22 protein-coding genes and 1 pseudogene are annotated in these 23225 nt (G+C 37.5%); 16 read left to right on the top strand and 7 right to left on the bottom strand.

Annotated elements, in window-relative coordinates; genetic code table 11:
• Window positions 1–35: 35 nt before the first annotated feature.
• Complete coding sequence (locus tag NUV40_00585; protein MCR4342387.1) at window positions 36–3308, bottom strand: DNA polymerase III subunit alpha; 3273 nt, start codon at window positions 3306–3308, stop codon at window positions 36–38.
• 442 nt (window positions 3309–3750) lie between these two features.
• Between NUV40_00585 and cas2 the strand changes: the two genes are divergently transcribed.
• The 14 genes and pseudogenes from cas2 to uvrA all read left to right on the top strand — a co-directional run bounded on the left by cas2 (window position 3751) and on the right by uvrA (window position 17208).
• The gene (gene cas2, locus NUV40_00580; GenBank protein MCR4342386.1) at window positions 3751–4311 is read left to right on the top strand and encodes a CRISPR-associated endonuclease Cas2; all 561 of its coding nucleotides are present in this window, start codon (window positions 3751–3753) and stop codon (window positions 4309–4311) included.
• 103 nt (window positions 4312–4414) lie between these two features.
• The gene (locus tag NUV40_00575; protein ID MCR4342385.1) at window positions 4415–5038 is read left to right on the top strand and encodes a ribonuclease HII; all 624 of its coding nucleotides are present in this window, start codon (window positions 4415–4417) and stop codon (window positions 5036–5038) included.
• Window positions 5007–5099 (top strand): annotated as a pseudogene (rpmF, locus tag NUV40_00570) (50S ribosomal protein L32). Before NUV40_00575 ends, rpmF (NUV40_00570) begins: the two are co-directional and overlap by 32 nt.
• Before the next feature lie 3 nt (window positions 5100–5102).
• Window positions 5103–5276 (top strand): 50S ribosomal protein L32, encoded by a 174-nt coding sequence (gene rpmF / locus NUV40_00565; protein MCR4342384.1) that lies wholly within the window; start codon window positions 5103–5105, stop codon window positions 5274–5276.
• Between the two features lie 36 nt (window positions 5277–5312).
• The gene (gene nusB / locus NUV40_00560; GenBank protein ID MCR4342383.1) at window positions 5313–6218 is read left to right on the top strand and encodes a transcription antitermination factor NusB; all 906 of its coding nucleotides are present in this window, start codon (window positions 5313–5315) and stop codon (window positions 6216–6218) included.
• Window positions 6219–6236: 18 nt separating this feature from the next.
• Window positions 6237–6926 carry a ribonuclease III gene (rnc, locus tag NUV40_00555; protein ID MCR4342382.1) on the top strand — a complete coding sequence of 230 codons (690 nt, stop codon included), beginning with the start codon at window positions 6237–6239 and terminating at the stop codon, window positions 6924–6926.
• A gap of 3 nt (window positions 6927–6929) precedes the next feature.
• Window positions 6930–9071: an AAA family ATPase gene (locus NUV40_00550; GenBank protein MCR4342381.1), complete on the top strand. Its 2142-nt coding sequence runs from the start codon at window positions 6930–6932 to the stop codon at window positions 9069–9071.
• A 43-nt stretch (window positions 9072–9114) separates the two neighbouring features.
• On the top strand, window positions 9115–9930 hold the full coding sequence (locus NUV40_00545) for a hypothetical protein (GenBank protein MCR4342380.1): 816 nt from the start codon (window positions 9115–9117) through the stop codon (window positions 9928–9930).
• Window positions 9920–11077 carry a CapA family protein gene (locus NUV40_00540; GenBank protein MCR4342379.1) on the top strand — a complete coding sequence of 386 codons (1158 nt, stop codon included), beginning with the start codon at window positions 9920–9922 and terminating at the stop codon, window positions 11075–11077. The genes NUV40_00545 and NUV40_00540 overlap by 11 nt, the downstream gene beginning before the upstream one ends.
• A complete protein-coding gene (locus NUV40_00535; GenBank protein ID MCR4342378.1) occupies window positions 11067–11288 on the top strand; it encodes a DUF167 domain-containing protein in 222 nt (73 codons plus the stop codon). The genes NUV40_00540 and NUV40_00535 overlap by 11 nt, the downstream gene beginning before the upstream one ends.
• An 18-nt stretch (window positions 11289–11306) precedes the next feature.
• Window positions 11307–11612, top strand: a complete 306-nt coding sequence (locus NUV40_00530) for a hypothetical protein (GenBank protein ID MCR4342377.1) — start codon at window positions 11307–11309, stop codon at window positions 11610–11612.
• 49 nt (window positions 11613–11661) lie between these two features.
• Complete coding sequence (locus tag NUV40_00525) at window positions 11662–12357, top strand: lysophospholipase (GenBank protein MCR4342376.1); 696 nt, start codon at window positions 11662–11664, stop codon at window positions 12355–12357.
• Window positions 12350–14443, top strand: a complete 2094-nt coding sequence (locus NUV40_00520) for an excinuclease ABC subunit UvrB (protein ID MCR4342375.1) — start codon at window positions 12350–12352, stop codon at window positions 14441–14443. The genes NUV40_00525 and NUV40_00520 overlap by 8 nt, the downstream gene beginning before the upstream one ends.
• Before the next feature lie 203 nt (window positions 14444–14646).
• Entirely contained in the window at window positions 14647–17208 is a 2562-nt protein-coding gene (gene uvrA / locus NUV40_00515) for an excinuclease ABC subunit UvrA (GenBank protein ID MCR4342374.1), read from the top strand.
• Between the two features lie 53 nt (window positions 17209–17261).
• On the opposite strand, the gene NUV40_00510 is transcribed toward uvrA, so the two are convergent.
• The 5 genes from NUV40_00510 to NUV40_00490 form a co-directional block, all read right to left on the bottom strand.
• The gene (locus NUV40_00510; protein ID MCR4342373.1) at window positions 17262–17768 is read right to left on the bottom strand and encodes a hypothetical protein; all 507 of its coding nucleotides are present in this window, start codon (window positions 17766–17768) and stop codon (window positions 17262–17264) included.
• Between the two features lie 109 nt (window positions 17769–17877).
• The gene (locus NUV40_00505) at window positions 17878–18204 is read right to left on the bottom strand and encodes a hypothetical protein (GenBank protein ID MCR4342372.1); all 327 of its coding nucleotides are present in this window, start codon (window positions 18202–18204) and stop codon (window positions 17878–17880) included.
• A 2-nt stretch (window positions 18205–18206) separates the two neighbouring features.
• Complete coding sequence (locus NUV40_00500) at window positions 18207–19178, bottom strand: virulence RhuM family protein (protein MCR4342371.1); 972 nt, start codon at window positions 19176–19178, stop codon at window positions 18207–18209.
• 16 nt (window positions 19179–19194) lie between these two features.
• On the bottom strand, window positions 19195–19653 hold the full coding sequence (locus tag NUV40_00495; GenBank protein MCR4342370.1) for a GNAT family N-acetyltransferase: 459 nt from the start codon (window positions 19651–19653) through the stop codon (window positions 19195–19197).
• A 21-nt stretch (window positions 19654–19674) separates the two neighbouring features.
• On the bottom strand, window positions 19675–20208 hold the full coding sequence (locus NUV40_00490) for a hypothetical protein (GenBank protein MCR4342369.1): 534 nt from the start codon (window positions 20206–20208) through the stop codon (window positions 19675–19677).
• 65 nt (window positions 20209–20273) lie between these two features.
• On the opposite strand from NUV40_00490, the gene NUV40_00485 reads away from it, so the two are divergent.
• Together NUV40_00485 and NUV40_00480 are read left to right on the top strand one after the other, a co-directional pair.
• Window positions 20274–21491 carry a GIY-YIG nuclease family protein gene (locus tag NUV40_00485; GenBank protein MCR4342368.1) on the top strand — a complete coding sequence of 406 codons (1218 nt, stop codon included), beginning with the start codon at window positions 20274–20276 and terminating at the stop codon, window positions 21489–21491.
• A gap of 52 nt (window positions 21492–21543) precedes the next feature.
• A complete protein-coding gene (locus NUV40_00480) occupies window positions 21544–22518 on the top strand; it encodes a D-alanine--D-alanine ligase (protein ID MCR4342367.1) in 975 nt (324 codons plus the stop codon).
• A 25-nt stretch (window positions 22519–22543) separates the two neighbouring features.
• On the opposite strand, the gene greA is transcribed toward NUV40_00480, so the two are convergent.
• The gene (gene greA, locus NUV40_00475; GenBank protein MCR4342366.1) at window positions 22544–22996 is read right to left on the bottom strand and encodes a transcription elongation factor GreA; all 453 of its coding nucleotides are present in this window, start codon (window positions 22994–22996) and stop codon (window positions 22544–22546) included.
• Window positions 22997–23225 lie beyond the last annotated feature (229 nt).

The raw sequence follows: 23225 nt of genomic DNA, 5'->3' as shown, positions 1-23225 counted from the left end.
TATTAGCATAATTTACTGAAATTAAAAATGACTCTTTATTTAAGTTCTTTTATCTTTTCTGCCAAGATTGAGACGCTTCCGTTTCGTCTTGATATAGTCCCTTCTATGGCGAGTATTTTATCCATTGTTAGCAAATCTTTATGGTCAGTGAATTTTTTCGGGAATACCACAATTTCAATATTATCAGAAAGATCAGCTATTTTCATAAAGCACATTTGTTCGTCTTTTTTCGTTGTTATTAATTTTATCGACTCCGCTATGCCGGCAACAACAGTTGAAATGCCATTCATCAGTTCTTTTGTATTTTTTATTGAGATATTTTTTTCTTTAAATCTCTCTTTGAATTTATCAAGAGGGTGTCCTGATATATATAGTCCGAGTAAATCTTTTTCCCAAGAAAGTTTTTCTTCCGGAGGCATACTTGGACTTTCTTTTAGAGTAAATGCCGGTATGCTTGTCTGGTCTTCCATCAAGCCGAAAAGTGAGTTTTGATTTTGTCCCGCTGATTTTGTTATTTCTTTATTGTATAGAAGCGCTTCTTCTATATTATTTATAAGTTGCCCTCTTTCGCCTAATGAATCCATGGCGCCGGCTTTTATAAGACTTTCTAGTGATTTTTTGTTTAGATTTTTATGACGGACTCTTTCAAGGAAATCAGAAAATGAATTAAATTTTCCATTCTTTTTTCTTTCTTCTATTATCGCTTCAGCTATTTCCGCGCCTAAGTTTTTTATTGTATATAATCCAAAGCGAATTTGATCTTGTCTTAGTGATGTATCTTGTTTAACATTGATTTCATTATGAGCATAATCGATAGCAGGCTTATTGGCATCTTTTCCTTTTATAACGGTAAATTTGCCGAAACTTTCATTAACATCAGGCGGTAATACCGGAATGTCCATTTTTTTACATTCATTTATTATTTCAGCGATTTTTTCAGTGTCTCCTGATTCAGCGGTAAGTACGGCTGTCATATATTCAGCAGGGAAGTTTGCCTTCATATAGGCTGTCTGATAAGCTACTCTTCCATAACTTGCGGCATGCGCTTTATTAAACCCGTAAGCGGCAAATGGCTCTATCAGTCTCCATAGCTCTTCCGCTTTATTTTTATCAAGTCCGTTTTCTGTAAAACCGGTTAATAGTTTTTCTTTTTGGGCGGCCATTTCTGCCGGAATTTTTTTACCCATAGCTTTCCTGAGTTTATCGGCTTCTATCCATGTGAATCCGGCTAAGTTTATGGCTATAAGCAGAACATCATCTTGGTATGTTATCACTCCGTAAGATTCCGACAAGATTTCTTCAAGCCTTGGGTCTAAGTATTGTATCAATGCCGGGTCATATTTTCTTTTGATGTATTCAGGGATGTTTTCCATCGGACCGGGCCTAAAAAGCGCAACCATGGCGTTAATATCGTGTATCGTTGACGGCTTTAGCTCACGAAGCCACCTTGTCATACCCGCTCCGCCCAATTGGAATAATCCCATTGTTTCTCCTCTTCCAAGAAGTTCAAATGTTTTTTTGTCGTCAAGCGGGATATTTTCCATATCTACATCTATGTTGCGAAATTTTTTGACAAGGCTCACCGCATTTCCAAGTATTGATAAATTTCTTATCCCCAGGAAGTCAAATTTTAGAAGCCCGGCATCTTCAACAGCATGCATATCGTATTGGGTTATAATTTTTTCTCCTTTTGGCTCAAGCTGAAGAGGAACAAAATCGGTAAGTTCAGTTGGTGATATAACCACACCGGCGGCATGTACGGAGATATGTCTGGCGCAACCCTCAATCTTCTTTGCCAGGTTTAGAATTTCTTTTACTTTAGCGTCTTCTTTGTATAGCTTGGAGAGCTCAGGTGTTATTTTGAGCGCCGTATCTATTGTCATTGGGAATCCTTGCGATCCTAGCGGAACGAGATTTGCTATTCTGTCTCCTAGATCGTAAGGATATCCAAGTGCCCGAGTCACATCTCTCACGCTTCCTTTCGCCATCATAGTACCGAAAGTTCCTATTTGAGCGACTTTGTTAGTGCCGTATTTTTCTTTTACATAATTAAGAATAATATCTCTTTTATCGTCTGCAAAATCCATATCTATGTCAGGAGGAGATGGCCTGTCCGGGTTTAAGAAACGTTCAAAAGGAAGTTTGTATTTAAGCGGGTCAATATTAGTGATACCTATAAGATAAGATGTAAAAGAGCCGGCGGCCGAACCTCTGGTGTTTGTAAAAATATTATTTTTATGAGCGTAGTTTATAATATCGGCAACTATTAAGAAATATGGAGCGTAACCTTTTGTGTTTATTATATTAAGCTCGTATTTCAGTCTTTCTTTTGCTTTATTTTTAATTTCATCGTTTAATTTTTCGCGATTGATAAAATCCTCAAGTTTTTCATGGGATACTCTACATAACTCATCTTCCGGCGATATGTTATCTTTAGTTTCAACTTTTGGAAAAACCCATTTGCCAAGTTCAAGCTCAATATTGCACATATCGGCTATCTTTAAGCTGTTTGTAATTGCTTCCGGAATATTTTTGAAGTTTTTTGCCATCACTTTCGGAGAAGTGAAAGAAAAATCTTCGTCTTTCATTGTGAGTCTGTTTGTATCGCTTAGCGTGGAGTTTGTCTGTATGGCAACTAGTGTATCGTGCGGTATATTGTCTTCCGGTTTTATATAATGCACATCTTGAGTAGCTACAAGAGGAATGCCGGTCTTTTTAGAAAGGAGAGGCATTTTTTCATTAAGAGCATTGAACTCATTTATTGTCGGATGATAGCCGGTTTCTAAGAAGAAATTGCCCTTGCCGAATATTTCTTCATATTCAAGCGCGACTTTTTCAGCCCTATTAAGGTCTGATTCATTTAATATCGCTTTTGGAACTTCGCCGGCAAGACAAGCAGAGAGTCCTATCAATCCTTCATGGTGCTTGCGTAAAATTTTTTTATCTATTCTTGGCTTGTAGTAATAGCCTTCAAGGTTAGATAAAGTTACAAGTTTTATAAGATTTTTATAGCCAGTTTCATTTTTTGCCAAAAGGACAAGATGGTATCTTTTATTGTCTATCCCTGGCCGTTTATCATGAAGCGATTCAAAAGCTACATAAACCTCTGATCCTATGATCGGTTTTATTCCGGCTTTTTTGCACTTCTTGTAGAATTCAATGGCGCCATACATATTGCCATGGTCAGTCAGGGCAAGAGCCGGCATTTCATATTCTTTGGCTATTTTTATCAGGTCGTCAATTTTAGCCAATCCGTCTAAAAGGGAATAATGACTATGGACGTGAAGATGTACAAATTCAGCTGGCATAAGATTCCCGTATTATAGCAGAAATAACTATCTCAAAGAATGTTGACAATTATTTAGTATAACCTTATAAATAGGAAGGAAATTTGTCTATCTAAAAAGGAGGCATAAGTTATGCACATAACAGAGATGTGCCGTGAAAAAGAGTAAGGACCCGTTATAGTAAGAATTTATCTTGATCCATATGAAGTATGTCCCATAATGGAAGGTTGCAAATTCACAGATTGTTGCGCGGGGATAAAGAAGACGAGAGACAATGATTTTACTTGCGACCTGGAGGAAATAAAGAGACTATTTGATAAACAAAATAAGCAAAAAAGTAAAATAGCGAAATTTAAGTAATAGACCCGGAAAATATCCGGGTTTTCTTTTTTTATTAGTATATATTTAGCAACGACCGCATCATTTTGTATACATTAGTGTATAACGAGTGTATAATGGAAACATGGATAGAAAAAAGCAAATCAAAGTTGCAAAAATAATTCTAAAAACCGTCGCCTTGGCTGGTGTTATAAGTATAGCCGTTTTGGCGCCCAATGCACTACAAGCCCTAGATATTTTTTACAATAAAAATAAAAGAAAATATAATAAGAATCAATATTTGAACCAAAGCATTGAAAGATTAAGATCCGGTGGCTATATTGAATTTAAAAAACAGAATGGTAAAACTTTTGTTAATTTAACTGAAAAAGGAAAAGAAAGGTGGCTTAAATATCAGCTCGGTGATATTGTTATAAAAAAACCTAAGAAATGGGATCAGAAATGGAGAATCATTACTTTTGATATCAAAGAAGAAAGAAAGAATTCAAGAAATATTTTAAGAAAAGAATTGATAAACTTAGGCTTTATTAAGCTTCAGAATAGTGTTTGGGTTTTTCCTTATGAATGTGAAAGTGTGGTAATTATGCTTAAATCATATCTAAAAACAGGAAAGGATATTTTGTATATCACTGCAGAGAAAATAGAAAATGATAAATGGCTTAAGAAAGAATTCAATCTTTTTTAGAAATATATATTTAGCAACGGTCGTCTCGTTTTATATACTTTCGTGCCGGTATATTTTTGAAGTTTTGAAGCGATATGTTTCTTTTTAGTGTAAAATATTACTTATGCATAGAAAGCCGAGATACATTGTAGGTGTAGATGAGGCCGGGAGAGGTCCTCTGGCTGGGCCGGTTTTTGTCGGTGCTGTTCTGGTGGATACTAAAGATAAACGCAAATTAAAGATTCTTAAGGGGGCAAGAGATTCCAAGAAGATAAGCAGTAAGAAGAGGGAAGAATGGGATAAAATTATTAGAGATAATTTTGAATGTCATACTGCATCTGTGAGTAATCATATTATTGATAAGATTGGTATACAGAAGGCGGTTCTCCTTGGGGTAAAAAGAGTGCTGGGTAAGATGAAAACAAAGCCAGACCTCGTTTTGTTAGATGGTCTTCTGAAAGCGCCGTGGCAGTATAAACAGAAGACGATTATAAAGGGAGATGAGAAGATTTCTGTCATATCAGCGGCATCAATTGTCGCCAAAGTTGGCAGGGATAAGAAAATGATGTTTATCCACAGCAGATTTCCTGAATATGGTTTTGACAGGCATAAGGGTTACGGGACAAGGCTTCATTATGAGAAGATTAGAGAAAATGGCTTATCCTCTTGCCATAGGAGGACTTTTTGTGTAAACTATAGAAACTATGTCAATCAGAATGAGGCACACAAGGGCTCACACCCGAAATAGGAGAAGCCATCACTTTTTAAAGAAAATCGGTCTTTTATCGTGTTCAAAATGCGGAGAACCTTCATTGCCGCATAGAGTATGTAAAAATTGCGGTTCTTATAAGGGAAAAGAAGTAATAGATGTCTTGGCAAGGCTTACTAAAAAAGAAAAAAAACATAAAGAGAAAGAGCTACAATCTCAAGAAGGGAAAACCAAAGAAGGGAAGACGCTTAGTGCTCGAGAACTTTCGCAAAAGTAAATTTATAGGTACAGTTTTTTAAAATTTTCAAATAACGTGGCAAACAGACATTTATCAAGAAGTGTAGCAATTCAGGCCCTCTTTGAGTGGGACTTTAACGATAATGGTAAAAAAAGTATTAATGAGATATTAGATCGTGATATCTTAGAATTTGCTCCGGGGATTGATGACGCAAGCTTTGCAAGAAAATTATCTCTTGGGGTTGTTAAAGAAAAAGAAAAATTAGATAAAATAATAGAAAAAGCAGCGCCTGAATGGCCCATTGACCAAATTTCTGTTATTGATAGAAATATTCTCCGGCTTGGTCTTTATGAATTGCTTTTTGGCAATAGGAAAGAAGTCCCGCCAAAAGTGGCGATTAATGAAGCAATTGAACTAGCTAAAGCTTTTGGCGGTGATTCTTCAAGCCGTTTTGTAAACGGTGTTTTAGGCACAGTATATAAAGAGCTGGGCGAGCCGCAAAAAGGAGATACTAAAAAAAATGACAATTCTCAGATCAACAGCAATAATCTTCCTGAAGATATGTTAGCCGGCGCAGTTGTTTATAGGAGAGAAGGTGGCAGAATTATATTTGCTTTCGTCCATGATGTTTTTGGCTTTTGGACTTTGTCTAAGGGCAGAGTTGAAAAAGGCGAGGATTTAATGGTTGGCGCAAAAAGAGAGATTAAAGAAGAAATGGGGTTAGATATGGATATAGAAAATGAATTGGGTGAAAATTCATATATAGCTTCTGACCCGGAGAGGGGAAAAGTAAAAAAGAGAGTTTTTTACTTTCTTGGGCAAGCAAAACAAAAAGAATTAAAAAGGTCTGATTCAGGCGGGCTTGACGGAGTAGATTGGTTTGAAGCAAGAGAGGTGGCGAACTTAAAGATGTATGATGATATAAGACCTATCATTATTAAGGCTGTAAAAATATTGTCGAATAAATCTGTCGCAGTGTAATCTTTTATTTTATTTATTATGAATTTTTCAAAATTTGAGAAGGATATAAACATTAATTTTAATAATAAAAATTTATTAAGGCAGGCTTTTACCCATAGGTCTTATATAAATGAAAATCCTGAAGCTGGCGAACATAATGAACGACTTGAATTTTTGGGTGATGCTGTCTTGGAGCTTGTTGTAACAAGGCATCTTTATGATAGATACCCGGATAAGACGGAGGGTGAATTGACGAGCTATAGATCCGGATTGGTTAACACTAATACTCTTTCCGACAATGCTTCAAAGCTTAATATGAATGACTATCTTCTTCTTTCAAAAGGCGAGTCAAAGGACATTGGCAGAGCCCGGCAATATATTCTTGCGAATACTTTTGAAGCTTTAATAGGCGCTATATATATTGACCTTGGCTATGATGCCGCTTCTCTTTTTATAGCAGATAATTTATTCGGATATATTGACAATATGGTTGATAAAAAATTATGGAAAGATGCTAAAAGTTTTCTTCAAGAGAAAGCTCAAGATATAAAAGGATTAACTCCTCATTATAAACTGCTTAAGGATGAGGGGCCTGACCATGCTAAGGAGTTTACAGTTGGTGTATATATCGGAGATGAACTTGTTGGTGAAGGTGTTGGTTTATCAAAACAAGAGGCAGAGCAAAAGGCAGCCGAAGATGGGCTCAAAAAAAAGGGATGGTATAAATAATTTATGCGTTTAAAAAGATTAGAATTATCGGGATTTAAATCATTTGCAAGAACTACCAAGCTTGAATTCAGCGAGCCTGTTTCAGGCGTTGTTGGTCCAAATGGCTCCGGTAAATCTAATGTTGCCGAGGCTTTGCGCTGGGTCTTGGGAGAGCAATCTATTAAAGCTCTTCGCGGAAAGAAAGGAGAAGACCTTATTTTTAACGGTTCCCAAACTGCTCCTAAGCTTGGTAAAGCCAGCGTTACTTTGGTTTTTGATAATACTGACGGGATCTTCCCGTTGGATTATGAAGAAGTGATTATAACGAGGAAAGTTTTTCGTGATGGGCTTAATGAGTACCTGATCAATGATTCTAAAGTCAGGCTTAAAGATGTGGTGGAGATTTTAGGCAGTGCCGGGCTTGGCACATCTGCGCACCACATAATAAGCCAGGGTGAGGCAGACAGAATCTTGAATACTGCGCCAAAGGAAAGGAGGAGTATGATTGAAGATGCTCTTGGTCTTAAAATTTATCAAATAAAAAAAGAAGAAAGCGAGAGAAAGCTTTTGAAGACGGAAGATAATATCAAACAGGTGGAGAGCCTCCGCAGAGAGATTCAGCCGCATTTAAGATTTTTAAAAAGTCAGGTTGAGAAATACGAAAAGACATCTTCTCTAAGGGAAGAGCTAACTACACTTTATACAGAGTATATCTCTAAAGAGGAAAATTATTTAAAGAAAGAATCCGATGAATTATATAGATTAAAATCAGAGCCGCAATTAGAGTTAGCTAAAGTTGAGGAAGAATTAGGCTCTCTTAGGAGAGAAGTTTCAAAAAAAGATAAGAAAGAAGATCATTCCCCGGAATTTTTGTTAATTGAGGAAAATCTTAGCGCAATGCGCAAAGATATAGTTTCTTTGGAAAGAGAAATAGGAAGATATGAGGGGGTGATGGAGTTTGAAAAAAAGAGAATTGCGGAGGATGAAGGAAAAACAATCCCTAAAAATATAATTAAAGATTTTATCCTGAAGATAAGGGGTTATTTGGAGAGAAACGAATTTTCTAAAATGAGAGAAGAAGTGGATTTTTTCTGGTCCAATCTTGATAGCCATGAAGAGTATTCGCAGACGAATATTTTAGAAGCTGAAGCTAAGCATAAAGAGCTTTTATTGAAGCTTGATGATTTGCATAAAGAGGAAAAGAAATTATCGGACAATCTTTCATTTATAAAACTGATGGCGGATAAAGAGATGAAAGATTACAGGGATTCTGAACATAAAATTTATGAGAAAGAAAAGATAGTGAATAATTTAAAAGGTATCATAATGGAATTCAGTATTAAAGAAGAACGATTAAACGCCCGCAAACAAGAAATCAATAATGAAAAAGATGAAGCAATGAGAATTCTCGGCAATGTGGAGATTGTATCATCATCCGCTATTCTTGATGATATAGAACGAGATAAGATAAAAAGAGATATTAATAGAATCAAGATAAAGCTTGAAGATTCCGGAAGTGTTAGCGAAGATATATTAGTTGAGTATAAAGAGGTTGAAAAGAGAGATGAATTTTTTAATAAAGAATTATCCGATATGAAGAATGCCACTCTGGTATTGAATGAACTTATGAAGGAGCTTGAGGAGAAGATTGAGAAAGGCTTTAAAGATGGAGTGGAAAAAATCAATAATGAATTGAATGACCTTTTTTCGCTGATGTTTGGCGGCGGCAAAGCGGAACTTAAGATAATAAAGCCGGTAAAACAGAAGTCTGAAGATGAAGACGGTAATTTGATAGAAGATGACGATGGAGTTGAATCCATTGAGTCAGCCGGCGGTGTTGATATTTCAGTCAATCTTCCGAAGAAAAGAATTAATACAATGTCTATGCTATCAGGAGGTGAAAGAGCGTTGACGTCAATAGCTTTGCTTTTTGCAATGTCCAGAGTAAATCCTCCTCCATTTCTCGTTCTTGATGAAACTGATGCCGCGCTTGATGAAACAAATTCATCTAAATACGGAAGGATGTTAAAAGAACTCTCCTCAAATATTCAGCTGGTTGTGATAACTCATAATCGCGAGACTATGAAGCAGGCCGGTATTTTATACGGCGTTACTATGGGGTCTGACGGTATCTCAAAGCTTCTGTCCGTTAAACTTAATAATTAATTTTCTATTTTAAAATCTCGCAATTTATGAGAAAATAAGAGATATGATAAGAAGAGACACTCTTGCTTCATCAAGAAAAATAAAGAGAAAAAGATTGGCGATAAGGGCATCTTTTTATCTTCTCGCCGGAGTCTGTCTTTTTGCCGTTTTTGTCGCTTTTTTTTATATACCTGAATTTAAAATAAAAGAGATTGAGATAATCGGTATTTCGGAATTTAATAAAGACAAATTAGCAAGCAAATTTTCCGGAGTTATAAAAGATAAGTATCTAGGTATTTTCCCGTATGGCAATATCTTTATTTTCCCCGAAAAAAGGCTTAAAGCTGAAGTGCTTAGCGCATATCCTGATATAAAAGATATAGAGTTTGAAATTTTTTTTCCGGAGAAAGTTTTAACTATAGCTTCAGAAAGAGAGCTTTTTGCCGTCTGGTGTTTCAAAGAAGGGGATTGTTCTTTTGTTGATGAAGACGGGTTTGTTTTTAAACCGTCCCCGGTCTTTTATGGCGGTCTTTTTCTTGAATTTTTTGATGAGCGCAGGGACAGTTCTTCTCTAGATATTGATAAGGGGAGACAAGTTTTGCCTAAAGATGATTTCAAGATGATTATTGAGTTTATCAATCTTGCTGCATCAAGAGATATATTTATTTATAAAATTTTCATTAAAGACGAGGATGTATATGACTTGGAGGCAAGTTTTGGTTGGCGCATAATTTTAAATAATCATAATAATCCGGAAGATGCATTTCAGAATTTAAAGATAATATTAGACAATCAAATAAAAGAAGATTATATGACAAAAATAGGATATATTGACCTGCGTTTTGGCAATAAGATATTTTATAAATTCAATGATGAATGATAATTTAAAAATATTTTTTCGTAAATTAATTTGGGCTTCTGCCGCTATATATCTTGGTATTCTAGTTTCATCTTTGGGTTTAAAAGCCGTTAAAGTCGCTTATGTGAATATAAAGCCAAATATTAATTTAAATACGAGTTTGGCAGTTGTATTTTTTTGGGCAGACGACCTTATTTCTTTGTATAAAGAAGATAACGCGGCAGAAGTTGCGCCGATTACCGCAGATATTTTTTCATCTGAAGTTAAATATATCAACGTCAATAACGATGAGAAAAATAATGAAAAAGAAATATCGTTCACATTTGTCGGAGATATAATGCTTGACCGTAATGTTCAAAATTCTGTTTATAAAAATGGCGGCGGTGATTTTTCTTTTATTTTTGAAAATGTTGATTTTTTGTCAACAAGCGATATAACTTTTGGCAATCTGGAAGGCCCTGTATCGGATAAGGGCATGGACTTAGGTAATTTATATTCATTTCGCATGAACCCTCTCGTTTTATCGCCTATTAAAGATGCAGGTTTTGATGTTCTTTCTGTCGCTAATAATCATTCTGCTGATTGGGGGGAAGGCGCATTTGTAGATACGCTTAATAGGTTGGAGTTAAACGGCATCAGTCCGGTTGGAGGCGGTATTAATAAAGATGATGCGGAGAGTATAAAAATTATAGAAAGGAACGGTCTTAAGGTCGGTTTCTTGGCATTTTCTGATGTGGGGCCTAAGTGGTTTGAGGCGGGGAATAATAAACCGGGCATACTTTTGGCTAAGACGGAGCTTGTTAAAGAGCTGGTGTTAAAAGCAAAGTATAAGGCAGATTATGTCGTCGTCTCTTTTCATTTTGGCAATGAATATGAAACGGTAGCAAGTTATAGACAGGAAGAGCTTGCGAAGCAGGCGGTAGATGCCGGGGCAAATATAGTGATTGGCCATCATCCTCACGTGGTGCAGAAGATAGAATTATATAATGGCGGACTTATTGCTTACAGTCTAGGTAATTTTATATTTGACCAAAACTTTTCCGAGGAGACAATGGAAGGATCGCTTCTTAATGTGGTTTTCAGTGGGCAAGATATCGTCTCTATATATAAGAAGAGAGTTGAGCTAAATGATTTTTTTCAGGTTTATCTTTCAGATTATGCTGATTAAAGTAAAAATTTTTCCCGGGATAAAGAAAGAAGAGGTGACGGAGAAAAATGAAGGAGTTTTTGAGGTGAAGGTGAAAGAAAAAGCTGAGCAAGGGAAGGCGAATAATAGGCTTATAGAGCTTCTTTCAAGGCACTTCCAAATTTCTGAAAGTCAGGTTAAAATTATAAGCGGATCTAAGAAACGCAATAAAACAGTATCTATAAAGATATAGATAGAAAGGAGGTTCTTTGTGGAGATAAAGAAAATAGACAGAGATGACGTGGAAGAAATATTCGTCTGGATAGGAGTATTGCTTAATGCTAGGCATTGTGATAATGCTGTAGCTTTGGACAGGATGAAAATTCTTCTGGAAAAATACAAAAAAGCAATTGGATTCTCTAAGGAGGATGAGAAAAAAATAAAATCGGTAGAAGATGAATATGGCCGTAGGATTGCCGTATTGAAAGAGAGCAAGAAGAAAGAAGAAGGGGAAAAATCACGCATTACTCTTGACGAAAGAAGCAAGATATTTATGGACATAGTCGGTGGTCACTGAGGGGCAGAGTAGGTTTACTTTGCCCCTTTTTTATTTATATAATTAAAATATGAAAGAAAAAGTAATTTTAAAGACAATTGATAATAAAGAAATAGTTGGCAATTATATAGAAGTTTCTGGCGCAAAAGGCGCCGGTTTATTACTTCATATGATGCCTTCTACTAAAGAAAGCTGGAATGGATTTGCCAAAGAACTGCTTGAGGCGGGATTTTCTTCTTTGGCTATAGACTTAAGAGGGCATGGCGAGTCAGACGGAGGGCCGGAAGGATTTATGCGGTTTGATGATAAGGAACACCAGAAGTCTATGTTAGATGTTAAAGCCAGCATTGAATTTCTTAAAAATAAAGGGGTGGCGATTGGTAAGATTTTTCTGGCAGGCGCTTCTATTGGGGCAAATCTTTCATTGCAATATCAGAAAGAGAACCCTGAGATTAAAGCCTCAATTTTACTTTCCCCGGGGCTTAATTACAGGGGCATTTTAGGAGGAGAGCTTGCTAAAAATTTAAATGACAATCAGGCAATTTTTGCCTCCGGTAGCGAGCATGATTGCGGCTATCAGGATGCTCGCGGATTGTCAGCCGATAAGTGCGCCAGCGATATGGCAAAAGATATTTTTGAAGCAGCACCATCTAAAAACAAGCAAATCAAAATTTTTTCTAACTCGGCGCACGGTACAACAATATTATTGAGAAATGAAGGCTTCTTAAAAGAGCTTATTTTATGGCTCGGTAAAATATATGTCTAAGTTTAAATTAAAGTCTAAATTCAAGCCTGCCGGTGATCAGCCGAAGGCTATTAACGAGCTTGCTAAGGGTATTCACAGCGGCTTATTGAGACAGACGCTTTTAGGTGTTACAGGTTCAGGTAAGACATTTACGGTGGCTAATGTCATAGAGAAAATCCAGAAGCCGACATTGGTCATAGCTCATAATAAGACCCTTGCCGCTCAGCTTGCTTCTGAGTATGAGGAGTTTTTTCCTGACAGCGCTGTTCATTATTTTGTTTCTTATTATGATTATTATCAGCCGGAGGCCTATATTCCAATAACTGATACTTATATAGAGAAAGAGACGCAGATTAATGAAGAGATAGACCGTCTTCGCCACGCTTCCACTCAAGCGCTTTTAAGCCGTTCGGATGTTATCATTGTCGCTTCCGTCTCTTGTATTTATGGATTAGGGAGCCCAAAGGAGTATGAAGAAAGCCTGTTAAAAATAGAAAAAAATGAAAAAATGTCGCGCGTAGATTTATTGCATAAATTGATTGCTATTTATTTTGAAAGAACTAATGCGGATTTACTTCCCGGGAAATTCAGAGTAGTCGGTAATTCTATAGAGATAATGCCTGTGAATGAAAGGGTAGTGTATAATATAAAAATTTCCGGAGATTCCATCGGCGAGATACTGAAGATAGACCCTGTTTCAAGCCATATTTTAAAGAGAGAAAAAACTATTTTTCTTTTTCCGGCTAAGCATTTTATTACCGGAAAAGATAAAAGAGACGCAGGTATAGAGTCTATAAAAAAAGAACTAAGGGCTCATTTAAAGAAACTTGAGAAAGAAGGTAAATTGCTTGAGGCAGAAAGACTCAGGCGAAGAACATTAAATGACATCGCTCTTATAAGAGAGATAGGTTATTGCAATGGAATTGAAAATTATTCCCGTCATTTTAGGGGCGTGCCGGCCGGTACAGCGCCGGAAACACTGCTTTCATATTTTCCTTATGCTAAAGACGGGAAACCTGATTTCCTGACTATTATTGATGAATCGCATGTGACCGTTCCTCAAATTGCTGGTATGTATGCCGGTGATGCGTCAAGAAAAAAGACTTTGGTAGAATATGGGTTTCGTCTGCCTTCAGCTATGGATAATAGGCCTCTTAATTTCAAAGAGTTTGAAGAACGTGTAGGTCAGGTCGTATATACTTCAGCGACTCCTGGAAATTATGAGAAGGAAGTAAGTGAAAATATAGTGGAACAGATTATTCGGCCGACGGGACTTATTGACCCTGAGATTAAAATTAAGCCGATAATTGAGAAAGGGAAATATAGGGCTAAACCACTTGGTGGTCGCCCGACTCAGCCGGAGGCTGAGTATAGGGGCCAGATTGCCGATTTTATAGAAGAGGCAAGAAAGACGGCTGAGAAAGGAGAGCGTTCTATAGCCACAACTCTTACCAAGAAGATGGCTGAAGACTTGGCTTCGTATCTAAAAGAACAAAAAATCAAGGCAGAATACTTGCATAGTGAAATTAAGACTCTTGATAGGATAAAAATACTCACAGATTTTAGAAGGGGTAAGTTTGATTGTCTTGTCGGCATCAATCTGTTGAGAGAAGGACTTGATTTGCCGGAAGTTTCTTTTATCGGAATACTTGATGCCGATAAAGAAGGATTTTTACGTAGTGAGACGTCTCTTATCCAGACCATCGGCCGAGCGGCTAGAAATTCTGCCGGAAGAGTCATTCTTTATGCTGATACGGTCACTGGTTCTATGAAAAGGGCAATAGGCGAAACAGAGAGAAGAAGGAAGATACAGATTGCTTATAATAAAAAGCATAAAATTACACCTAAAACTATTATTAAGAAGATTCATGATATTACAGAAGCGCTTGAGAGTCAGCATCAGAAAACGGTAAAAGCTGTGTTTGAAATGGATAAGAAATTATTTGAAAAAAATCCTAAGAAACTGATTAAAGACAAAGAGAAACAGATGAGTCAGGCGGTAAAAGAGCTTGATTTTGAGACGGCTGCTATATTGAGAGATGAAATAAAAGAAATTGAAAAGATGCGAGATGAAAAAATCAAAGAAAGAAACAGCTCAACGCGTTGAGCCGTTTCTTTCTTTGCGGCACGCGGGGCTTTCTTTTTTATCTAGTTGGTATAATATTCTCTATATACCCCTCATTGAATAAAAGAGGGAAAATTTTGGTTTTCTGAGGATATAAACAAGAACTCGGAGATTTGACTTCTTCCAGAACGGTCATAAGGGAAATTCTTCAGAAGCCAAATCTCCGAGTTCTTGTAGAAAAATATATGAAAGATAAAGATGAAAAAATAATAATAAAAGGCGCCAGAACGCATAATCTTAAGAATATTAATCTTGAGATTCCTAGGGGTAAGATGATAGTCTTTACCGGCCTTTCAGGCTCGGGCAAGTCTTCGCTTGCTTTTGACACTATCTTTGCCGAAGGACAAAGGCGTTATGTGGAATCTCTTTCCGCTTACGCCAGGCAATTTTTAGCTCAAATGCAGAAACCGGATGTGGATGAGATTCATGGCCTTTCACCAGCCATCTCTATAGATCAAAAGTCTCGTTCCTCAAACCCGCGATCAACAGTGGCGACCATTACTGAGATTTATGATTATTTGCGTGTGTTATACGCGAGGATAGGGAAACCGCATTGTATTAAATGCGGAAGAGAAATTAAGCGTCTTTCAAATGAAGAAATAATAAACGTTGTTTTAAAAAATATTTCAAAAGTTAAAAGCAATGTCAAAGCTGGTTCTAAACTAGGAAGTATATTAGTTTTTTCTCCGATTGTGCGCGGAAGAAAGGGAGAGTATTATCAACTTCTCTATGATCTTTTGGGAAAGGGTTATGAGAGCGTGAGGGTTGACGGTAAGATAAAGAAGCTTCGCGGGCAGATAATATTGGCAAAAAATAAAAAACACGATATAGATATTTTGATAGACGAGATATCTCTCTCCGGCAAGGAGGGGATTAAGGGTGATTTTAGGTCGCGATTGGCTGAAGCTATTGAGCGCGCTCTTCGCGAGGCAGACGGTATTGTTAAGATTAATTTTCCGGATACTGATGAAGAATTTTTAATGTCGTCTTCTTTTACTTGTCCTTACGACGGCTTCTCTTTCCCTGAGATTGAGCCTCGCTTATTTTCTTTTAATTCGCCTTATGGAGCATGCCCGGCTTGCCATGGCCTCGGGACAAAACATCTTTTTGGCGATGAACCGTGCGATATTTGCCATGGCGCTCGCTTAAGAGAAGAAGCTTTGCATGTGTTTGTAGATGATAAAAATATAGTTGAGCTTATCGCTTTATCTATTTCAAGCGCTGTAAAATTCTTTAAAGATTTGAAGCTCAGTGAACGCGACAGGGAAATATCCAAAGTTTTGCTTAAGGAAATTGAAAACAGGTTGCAATTTCTTCTGTCGGTCGGGCTTGATTATATGTCTCTTGATAGAAGAGCTAATACTCTTTCAGGCGGAGAAGCGCAGAGGATAAGGCTTGCTTCTCAGCTCGGCTCTCAATTGGTGGGGACTCTCTATGTCCTTGATGAGCCGACTATTGGTTTGCATCAGAGAGATAATGACAGGCTTATAAAAACGCTTAAAGACCTTCGTAACTTGGGCAACACAATTATAGTGGTTGAGCACGATGAAGATACTATCCTTGCTTCAGATTATCTTGTGGATATCGGTCCTGGCGCTGGAGTTCATGGCGGAGAGATTGTGGCGTCAGGTTATATTGAAGATCTTTTGACTGGAAAATCAAGAAAAGGCAAATCGCTTACTTTGGATTATCTAAGAGGCGATGCCAATATTCCTGTGCCTGAAAGAAGAAGAGTTTCGGAAAGAGGAGCTATCAAGATAAGAGGCGGAAAGATTTTTAATATAAAAGATTTGAATGTTGATATTCCTTTGGGTAAATTTTGCGTTATAACCGGTGTTTCAGGGAGCGGGAAATCAACGTTGCTTTATGAGATTTTGTATAAGAATCTCGAGGCAAGGTTTGATAGGAGATATAGAAGTAATGAAATTTTTAATTGCGAGTCTTTCTCAGGCACGGAATATTTATCAAGAGTTATAATGATAGACCAATCGCCGATAGGCAGAACTCCGCGTTCAAACCCCGCAACATATACCGGAGCTTTCACTTATATTCGCGACCTTTTCGCTTCAACCGAAGAATCCAGGATGCGAGGCTGGGGTCCTTCCAGATTTTCTTTTAATGTGAAGGGCGGAAGGTGCGAGGCTTGCCAAGGCAACGGTACGGTGGCTGTTGAAATGCATTTTTTGCCGACAGTTTATGTAGGGTGTGATATTTGCGGAGGGAAGCGTTTTGATAAGGAAACATTGGATGTCAGATATAAGAAGAAAAATATTTTTGAGACGCTTCAAATGACAGTTGAAGAAGCCCTCGTCTTTTTTGAAGATATACCCGCTATTTATGACAGGCTGAAGACTTTAAATGACGTAGGGCTTGGCTACTTGGAGCTTGGCCAATCGGCGACGACTCTGTCTGGCGGCGAAGCGCAAAGGGTAAAAATATCTTCTGAACTTTATAGGCCTATGGTTCAAAAGACTATTTATCTCTTAGATGAGCCGACTGTCGGTCTTCATTATGAGGATGTGAAAAATCTTCTTAAGATATTGAATAAACTGGTTGATAAAGGAAATACAGTTGTGCTTATAGAACATAATATGGATGTGATAAAAAGCGCCGATTATATTGTGGATATGGGCCCTCTAGGCGGTTCAGGCGGCGGTAATGTGGTAGCAAAAGGCTCCCCGGAAAAAGTGGCGAGTGAAAAAGATTCTTATACTGGTTCTTATCTTAAAAAATGGTTAAAGAAATAAAATCCGCCACTTTATTGAAAGTGGCGGATAGAATTTGAATCAAGGATTTGTGATTATTTGCACCCGTTATCTATGATGTCATAGATACTGGTTGCAAGCTCGAGCCTGTGTTCGCTCTCTCTTTCGTAGTAGTCTCCTCTTTCTTCAAGCGCTGTCCATAAAGGATTTGTGCTTTTTAGGTGATGAATGCTCATTAGAAAGAGCATTTCATTGAATACGCCCTTTTTTAAGTTTGAAATAATCGCTATTTCTTCGAGCGATTCACGGAACGATTTCAGGGCTTTTATTATCTGCTCTTTGTAAAAAAGGCCGTGTTCAAATGTTTCTTTGTTGGCATCATAATTCTCGCATTTTTCTTTGGCTTCTTCATTACTCTTATTTATATGATAATATATTACCATTTCGTAATCTATCAGTGTGTTTATGTGAGAATGTATTTTGTCCCAACTTTCCGCCATAATCGTTCTCTTTGATATGTTTTCGGCGTTTACTTTGGCGCTTAATAGTGTGAATACAAGTGCAAAAAGCAGAAGAGATATTGATATTATCTTTTTCATCATATCACCCCTCTTATTTATGGGTTAATTAAAGAGCATCGTATCCGTATTATTTATATAATATTTTATTGATATAGTAAATAGCCATAGCGGACTTAGCCGTTGAAAAACATTAAGGATTTATCTCTTCTTCCAGTGAATCCATAAACCTTTCAATAGAGTCTTCGCCCGGAAGGTCGAAATTCTCAGGCTTCTTTCTATCTCCACTTCCGGCGAGCAGGCGATACGCCTCATATTTATGAAGTTCATCTTCGCCGTGCTTTTCTTTTAGTTCTTGTCCAAACAGGGCTATTTTATTCGACATTAGATTTGCATCTTTTCTATTCAGTGATTTCAATTTTTCCCTCAAGACTTTTGCCTCAGGAGAATATTCAAATTCCTCCATTTTAAAATCAATTTCCGGCTCCTCGTTTTTATTTATATTTTCTCCGTTTTCCATAATTATTTTAGAAGTTGTGTTATAAGGGCAATCATCTGATCTTTTTTAGTCGGATTACTTTCAGCGATAAGGAGAGTGAGTGCGGTAAGTGCCGCAGGGTTAATGTTTCTACTCCGTTTACTGCGCGCTTTTCGTAGAAACCATATAAACGCAAATGCGCCGGAGCGTTTATTCCCATCGGTAAATGGATGATTCTTTACCATAAAGTAAAGCAAGTGCGCAGCCTTCTCCTCAATAGTTGGATATACCGGTTTGCCATTAAATGATTGCACGACGTTACCTACAATCCCTTCTATGCTTCCCGGTGAGCGTTCATGCGCGAAAATATCTGTTGTTTCGCCTCTTTTTATTAGATCTTGGCGTAGTATTGCAATAGATTCCAAAAGTTCATCAGTGGAAATTTTTACTGATTTTTTAGTAGCGCCAATCTTTTTGAGCGATTCTTTGTCATACGCGTCCAGCGACTGCCATGTATTTGAGAATTCTTTTACCAGTTCAAGTACAGACTTTGGGTCAAGCGCAATATGTTCCGGCAGTAATGCTTGAATGTCTCCTACGGTCTTTATAAAGGCATTGTAGTTCTTCATAACTTGCTTGCGGTTTATAGTATAACCGATGACAATGTGTTCTCTAAGTGTTTTAGTTGCCCACTGGCGGAATTGTGTAGCGGTCTTTGAATTTACTCTATACCCAACAGAAATAATTGCATCTAAATTATAATGATTTGTATTGTAAATTTTTCCATCAGATGCAGTTATCCGGAATTTCCGGATAACTGATTTTTCCTTCAATTCATGAAATTTAAATATGTTTTTCAAGTGTTCGTTGATTGTTCTTACATCAACTTTAAATACTTCAGCAAGTTGTCTTTGCGTAGCCCAGACTGTTTCGCGCTTCACATCCCCTTTCAACTCAATGGCCCCGCTCGGCGCCTGGTATATGATTATTTGGTTTTTTGTATTAACCTTTTTCATTTTATGTAGTCTTTATTTAATTATTTTTTAATACTAGCACTAGGCGAGGCTCTCCATCTCCGTAGAAATTTTCCTTTCGTGATTCTATAATGAATCCTAAAGATTGATATAGCTTAAGAGCTCTTACATTATCAGGGTGAGTTACCATGTCGACTCTTGATATATCTTTCAGTTTTTCCAATATTCTTATCATAGCTTCTCTGGCAATGCCTCGACCTTGAAAATGAGGATCAATAGCTAAGCCACTGATATAAACATGATTTTTATCTTTTTCTCTATATGAAATATTACCCACTGTGGCACCGTCATGTACTATCAGGTAGACATCACCTCTTTGTAATTCTTCTTCCCATTCATCAGCTTGCAGCATTGGTGAATAAATATTTGTTCCAGCAACACTTCTTTCAATTTCTATTAATGTTGGAATATCAGAAATGGTAGCCTTCTTGAGATTTATATTTTCTCCGTTTTCCATGGTTATTTTTATTATTTAAAATTACTGGTGGTTAGGATTAAATTTCTCGACAAAGTTTAGTAGGGATTCTACTGTATCCCCGACGAATACATTTGGCTTACCCTTTATACCATCAAGCTCCACCAAGGTGTCCATGTTGTGACTCGAGCCTTTAAGGTAAGCGCAGGGGAGCGCGTAGTCAGTCGCTCCGGAGATGAAGTCGGTCATAGTGCCCGTCCTTCCGGCAATAGCGATGATAGCGTCAGATCCTTGGACTTGGCGAAGGTTGCGGGTAGGGTAATCTTCTTCTACCATAATCTTCTCATCCGGCTCGAAGGTATATACTTCTCCTACTTTTGCCCGCGCCTCTTCTCTGGGGTAATACCCCACACTCTTAGTTCCTCCGGCGCGTCGATAGGCGGCGCCTACGGCGCCGTAGATACCGGCACCTGGAGCGACGACTGGGATATGCTCGCGCTCAGATATAAGCTTACCGAGCTCCTCGGTCTCTTTCGTAAATTGTCTGGCGATGTCGTTATGCCACGAACCGAGGATAAGTATGCGTAAAGGCTTCATCTATACAGTATACCGCATTTGGCCGGAGAATTGAAAATAGATATTATTTTTGATAATCTTAATATATGAAATTATTGGATCAAGCTAAAAAGTTGCCGCAAAGCCATGGAGTGTATTTTTTTATTGATTTGAAAGGGGAGCCCATTTATATTGGCAAAGCGACATCTCTGCGTTCTCGCGTACTTTCGTATTTTCGTGATTCGCAGGGAAGAATGGATTCAAGAATTAAGGAGATGGTGAATTCATCTATAAGAATAAAATTTCAAGAGACAGATAGCGTACTGGAGGCTCTGATACTTGAAGCGAATCTTATAAAAAAATATCAGCCGAAATATAATATTAAAGAAAAGGACGATAAGAGTTTCAATTATATTGCAATTACTGAGGAGGAATTTCCGCGTTTACTCGCGCTTCGCCGCCGTGATATTGAGAAAGATGAGAGGAAAGCCAAAAATATTAAAGTTAAATATTTATTCGGTCCGTTTCCTCAAGGGGGAAGCCTAAAAGACGCTCTTAAGATTATTCGCAAAATATTTCCTTTTAGAGACAAGTGCCTGCCCTTAAGCGGGAAGGCTTGTTTTAATAGGCAGATAGGGCTTTGCCCCGGAGTATGTTCAGGCGAGATTTCAAAAGAAGATTATGCCAAGATAATAAGAAATATAAAATTATTTTTTGAGGGAAAGAAAAAGAATATATTGAGAAATCTAAAGATAGAGATGAATCTTCTTGCGAAAAATCGCGAATTTGAAAAAGCCGATATTATAAAAAATAAAATTTTTTCTTTAAATCATATACAAGATGTGGCTCTTATAAAAGATGACGATTATCCTTATAAGCCGGTTCGTCGCATTAGAATAGAAGCTTATGATGTGGCTCATATCTCAGGCAAGTTTACAGTCGGTGTATTTACGGTCTTAGAAGACGGCAGACTTAAGAAGTCAGATTATCGTTTATTTAAAATAAAAGGAGTAAAGAAGTCCGATGATATCGCTTCTTTGAGAGAGATTTTGTTAAGAAGATTGTCTCATAAAGAATGGCCTCTACCTGATTTGATTGTTGTAGACGGCGGTAAGGCTCAAAAGAATATGGCTGAGAGAATACTGAGAGAAAATAGATTAAAAATATCGGTAGTCAGCGTGGTTAAAGACGAGAGACACAGACCGTCCGGCTTCTTGGGGTTAAAAAAACAGATTGATAATTTTAAGAAAGAGATACTTCTTTCTAATTACGAAGCGCATCGATTTGCCATCGGATATCATAAAAAATTAAGGTCTGTGATATAATCTGTGATATAATTATAAAAAAGAATTAAGAGAAATAAATTATAATAATTTTATGGGTAGGATAAAGGTAGGAATTTTTAGAGGAGGACCATCTGGTGAATATGAAGTATCTTTAAAGACAGGCGGAAGTATTATTTCCGCTCTTTTGCAGTATTTTCCTTTAAAATATCAGATAAAGGATATTCTTATTACAAAGGATGGAACATGGCATATAAACGGCTTACCCGCTTCTCCTCAAGAAGTTTTTAAAAATATTGATGTTGCGTTTAATGCTCTTCACGGCAGTTATGGGGAGGATGGAAAGATTCAGCAAATCTTTGACAGCTTCAGAACTCCGTATACCGGCTCCGGAGTTGCCGCTTCTCTTTTTGCCATGGATAAGGCTATGAGTAAAAAACTTTTTTCCGATGTCGGCATAATGGTTCCAAGGGGTATTGTTATTTCAAATGAAGTGACTCCAAAAGAGGCAGCCCTTTCCGTATTGAAAGTTCTCGGTCCTTCGTGGGTTGTGAAGCCGGCATCATCAGGTTCGTCTCTGGGCGTATCTGTTGCAAACGGCTTTAATGACCTTGTTTCTTCAATATCTCTTGCTTTTGAATATAGTTCTAAGATATTGGTTGAAGAATATATAGTTGGCAAAGAAGCGACTTGCGGTATTGTTGAGGGTTTCAGGGGGAGAGAGCATTATTCTTTGCCGGTTGTTGAAATTGTGCCGCCTAATAACAGATTATTCTTTGACTATAACTCAAAATACAGCGGAAAATCTGCGGAAATTTGCCCAGCTGGTTTTAAGAATGATATTAAAAAAAAGATTGAAGGTCTTGCCAGTTTAGCTCATAAAACTCTAAATTGCAGACATTATTCAAGGTCTGATTTTATAGTATCAAAAAATGGAATTTATTTATTGGAGACCAATACATTGCCCGGTTTGACTGCTGAGTCGCTTCTGCCAAAATCGTTAGAGGCTGTAGGGCTGTCGCTTCCTAATTTTGCGGATCATATTATAACTATCGCGCTTAAGCGATAGTAAAATGGTGAAATAAAATATAGTACTACTCAATACTTAGTATTTCACAGTCTTTTATTCCGCCTGGTGTTTCAATTTTAATTTTTTCTCCAAGGAGTTTCTCCATTAGAGCTCTGCCTATCGGCGATTGGTAGGAAATCTTTCCTTCAAGCGGGTCAGATTCGCTCGGACTCACTATATGGAAGGTCTTCTCCGAATTATCAATTTTTGCTTTGACCTTGGAGCCTATTTGAATTTTATCGCTTTTATTTTTTTTGGCGACTACTGAATTTCTTATTGCGTCTTCAATTTCCATTATTCTCTCTTCCATAAGACCCTGGGCGTCTTTGGCTGATTGATAGGAAGCGTTTTCTTTTAAGTCGCCGAAAGATATGGCTGTTTCAAGTTCTTCGGCTATCTCTTTTCTTTTAACAGTTTTTAGGTGTTCAAGCTCTTTTTTCATCTTTTCCAAACCTTCAAGTGTTAAGTACGTTGTCATATTAATAATAATTATACACAAATAATGGAAAAACAAAACCCCCGTCTGTGAAGAGGGGGTTTTGACGTTGTGGACCGGACAGGACTCGGCTATTACATATCCAGGTGATTTTCGATTCTCTCACCTCCGGCTCGTTCATAACGAAAATCCTTTCTCGTCCTGACACGAGCCAAACATTTGGCTCGCTTCGGGTCCACCAAAAAACAAAAAGCACCTTTTCAGGTGCTAA

The sequence above is a fragment of the Patescibacteria group bacterium genome, from assembly GCA_024654625.1.
GTDB lineage: Bacteria > Patescibacteriota > Minisyncoccia.
The sequence above is the reverse complement of the archived record's forward strand: the minus strand, read 5'-3'. Positions and strand labels throughout refer to the sequence as shown.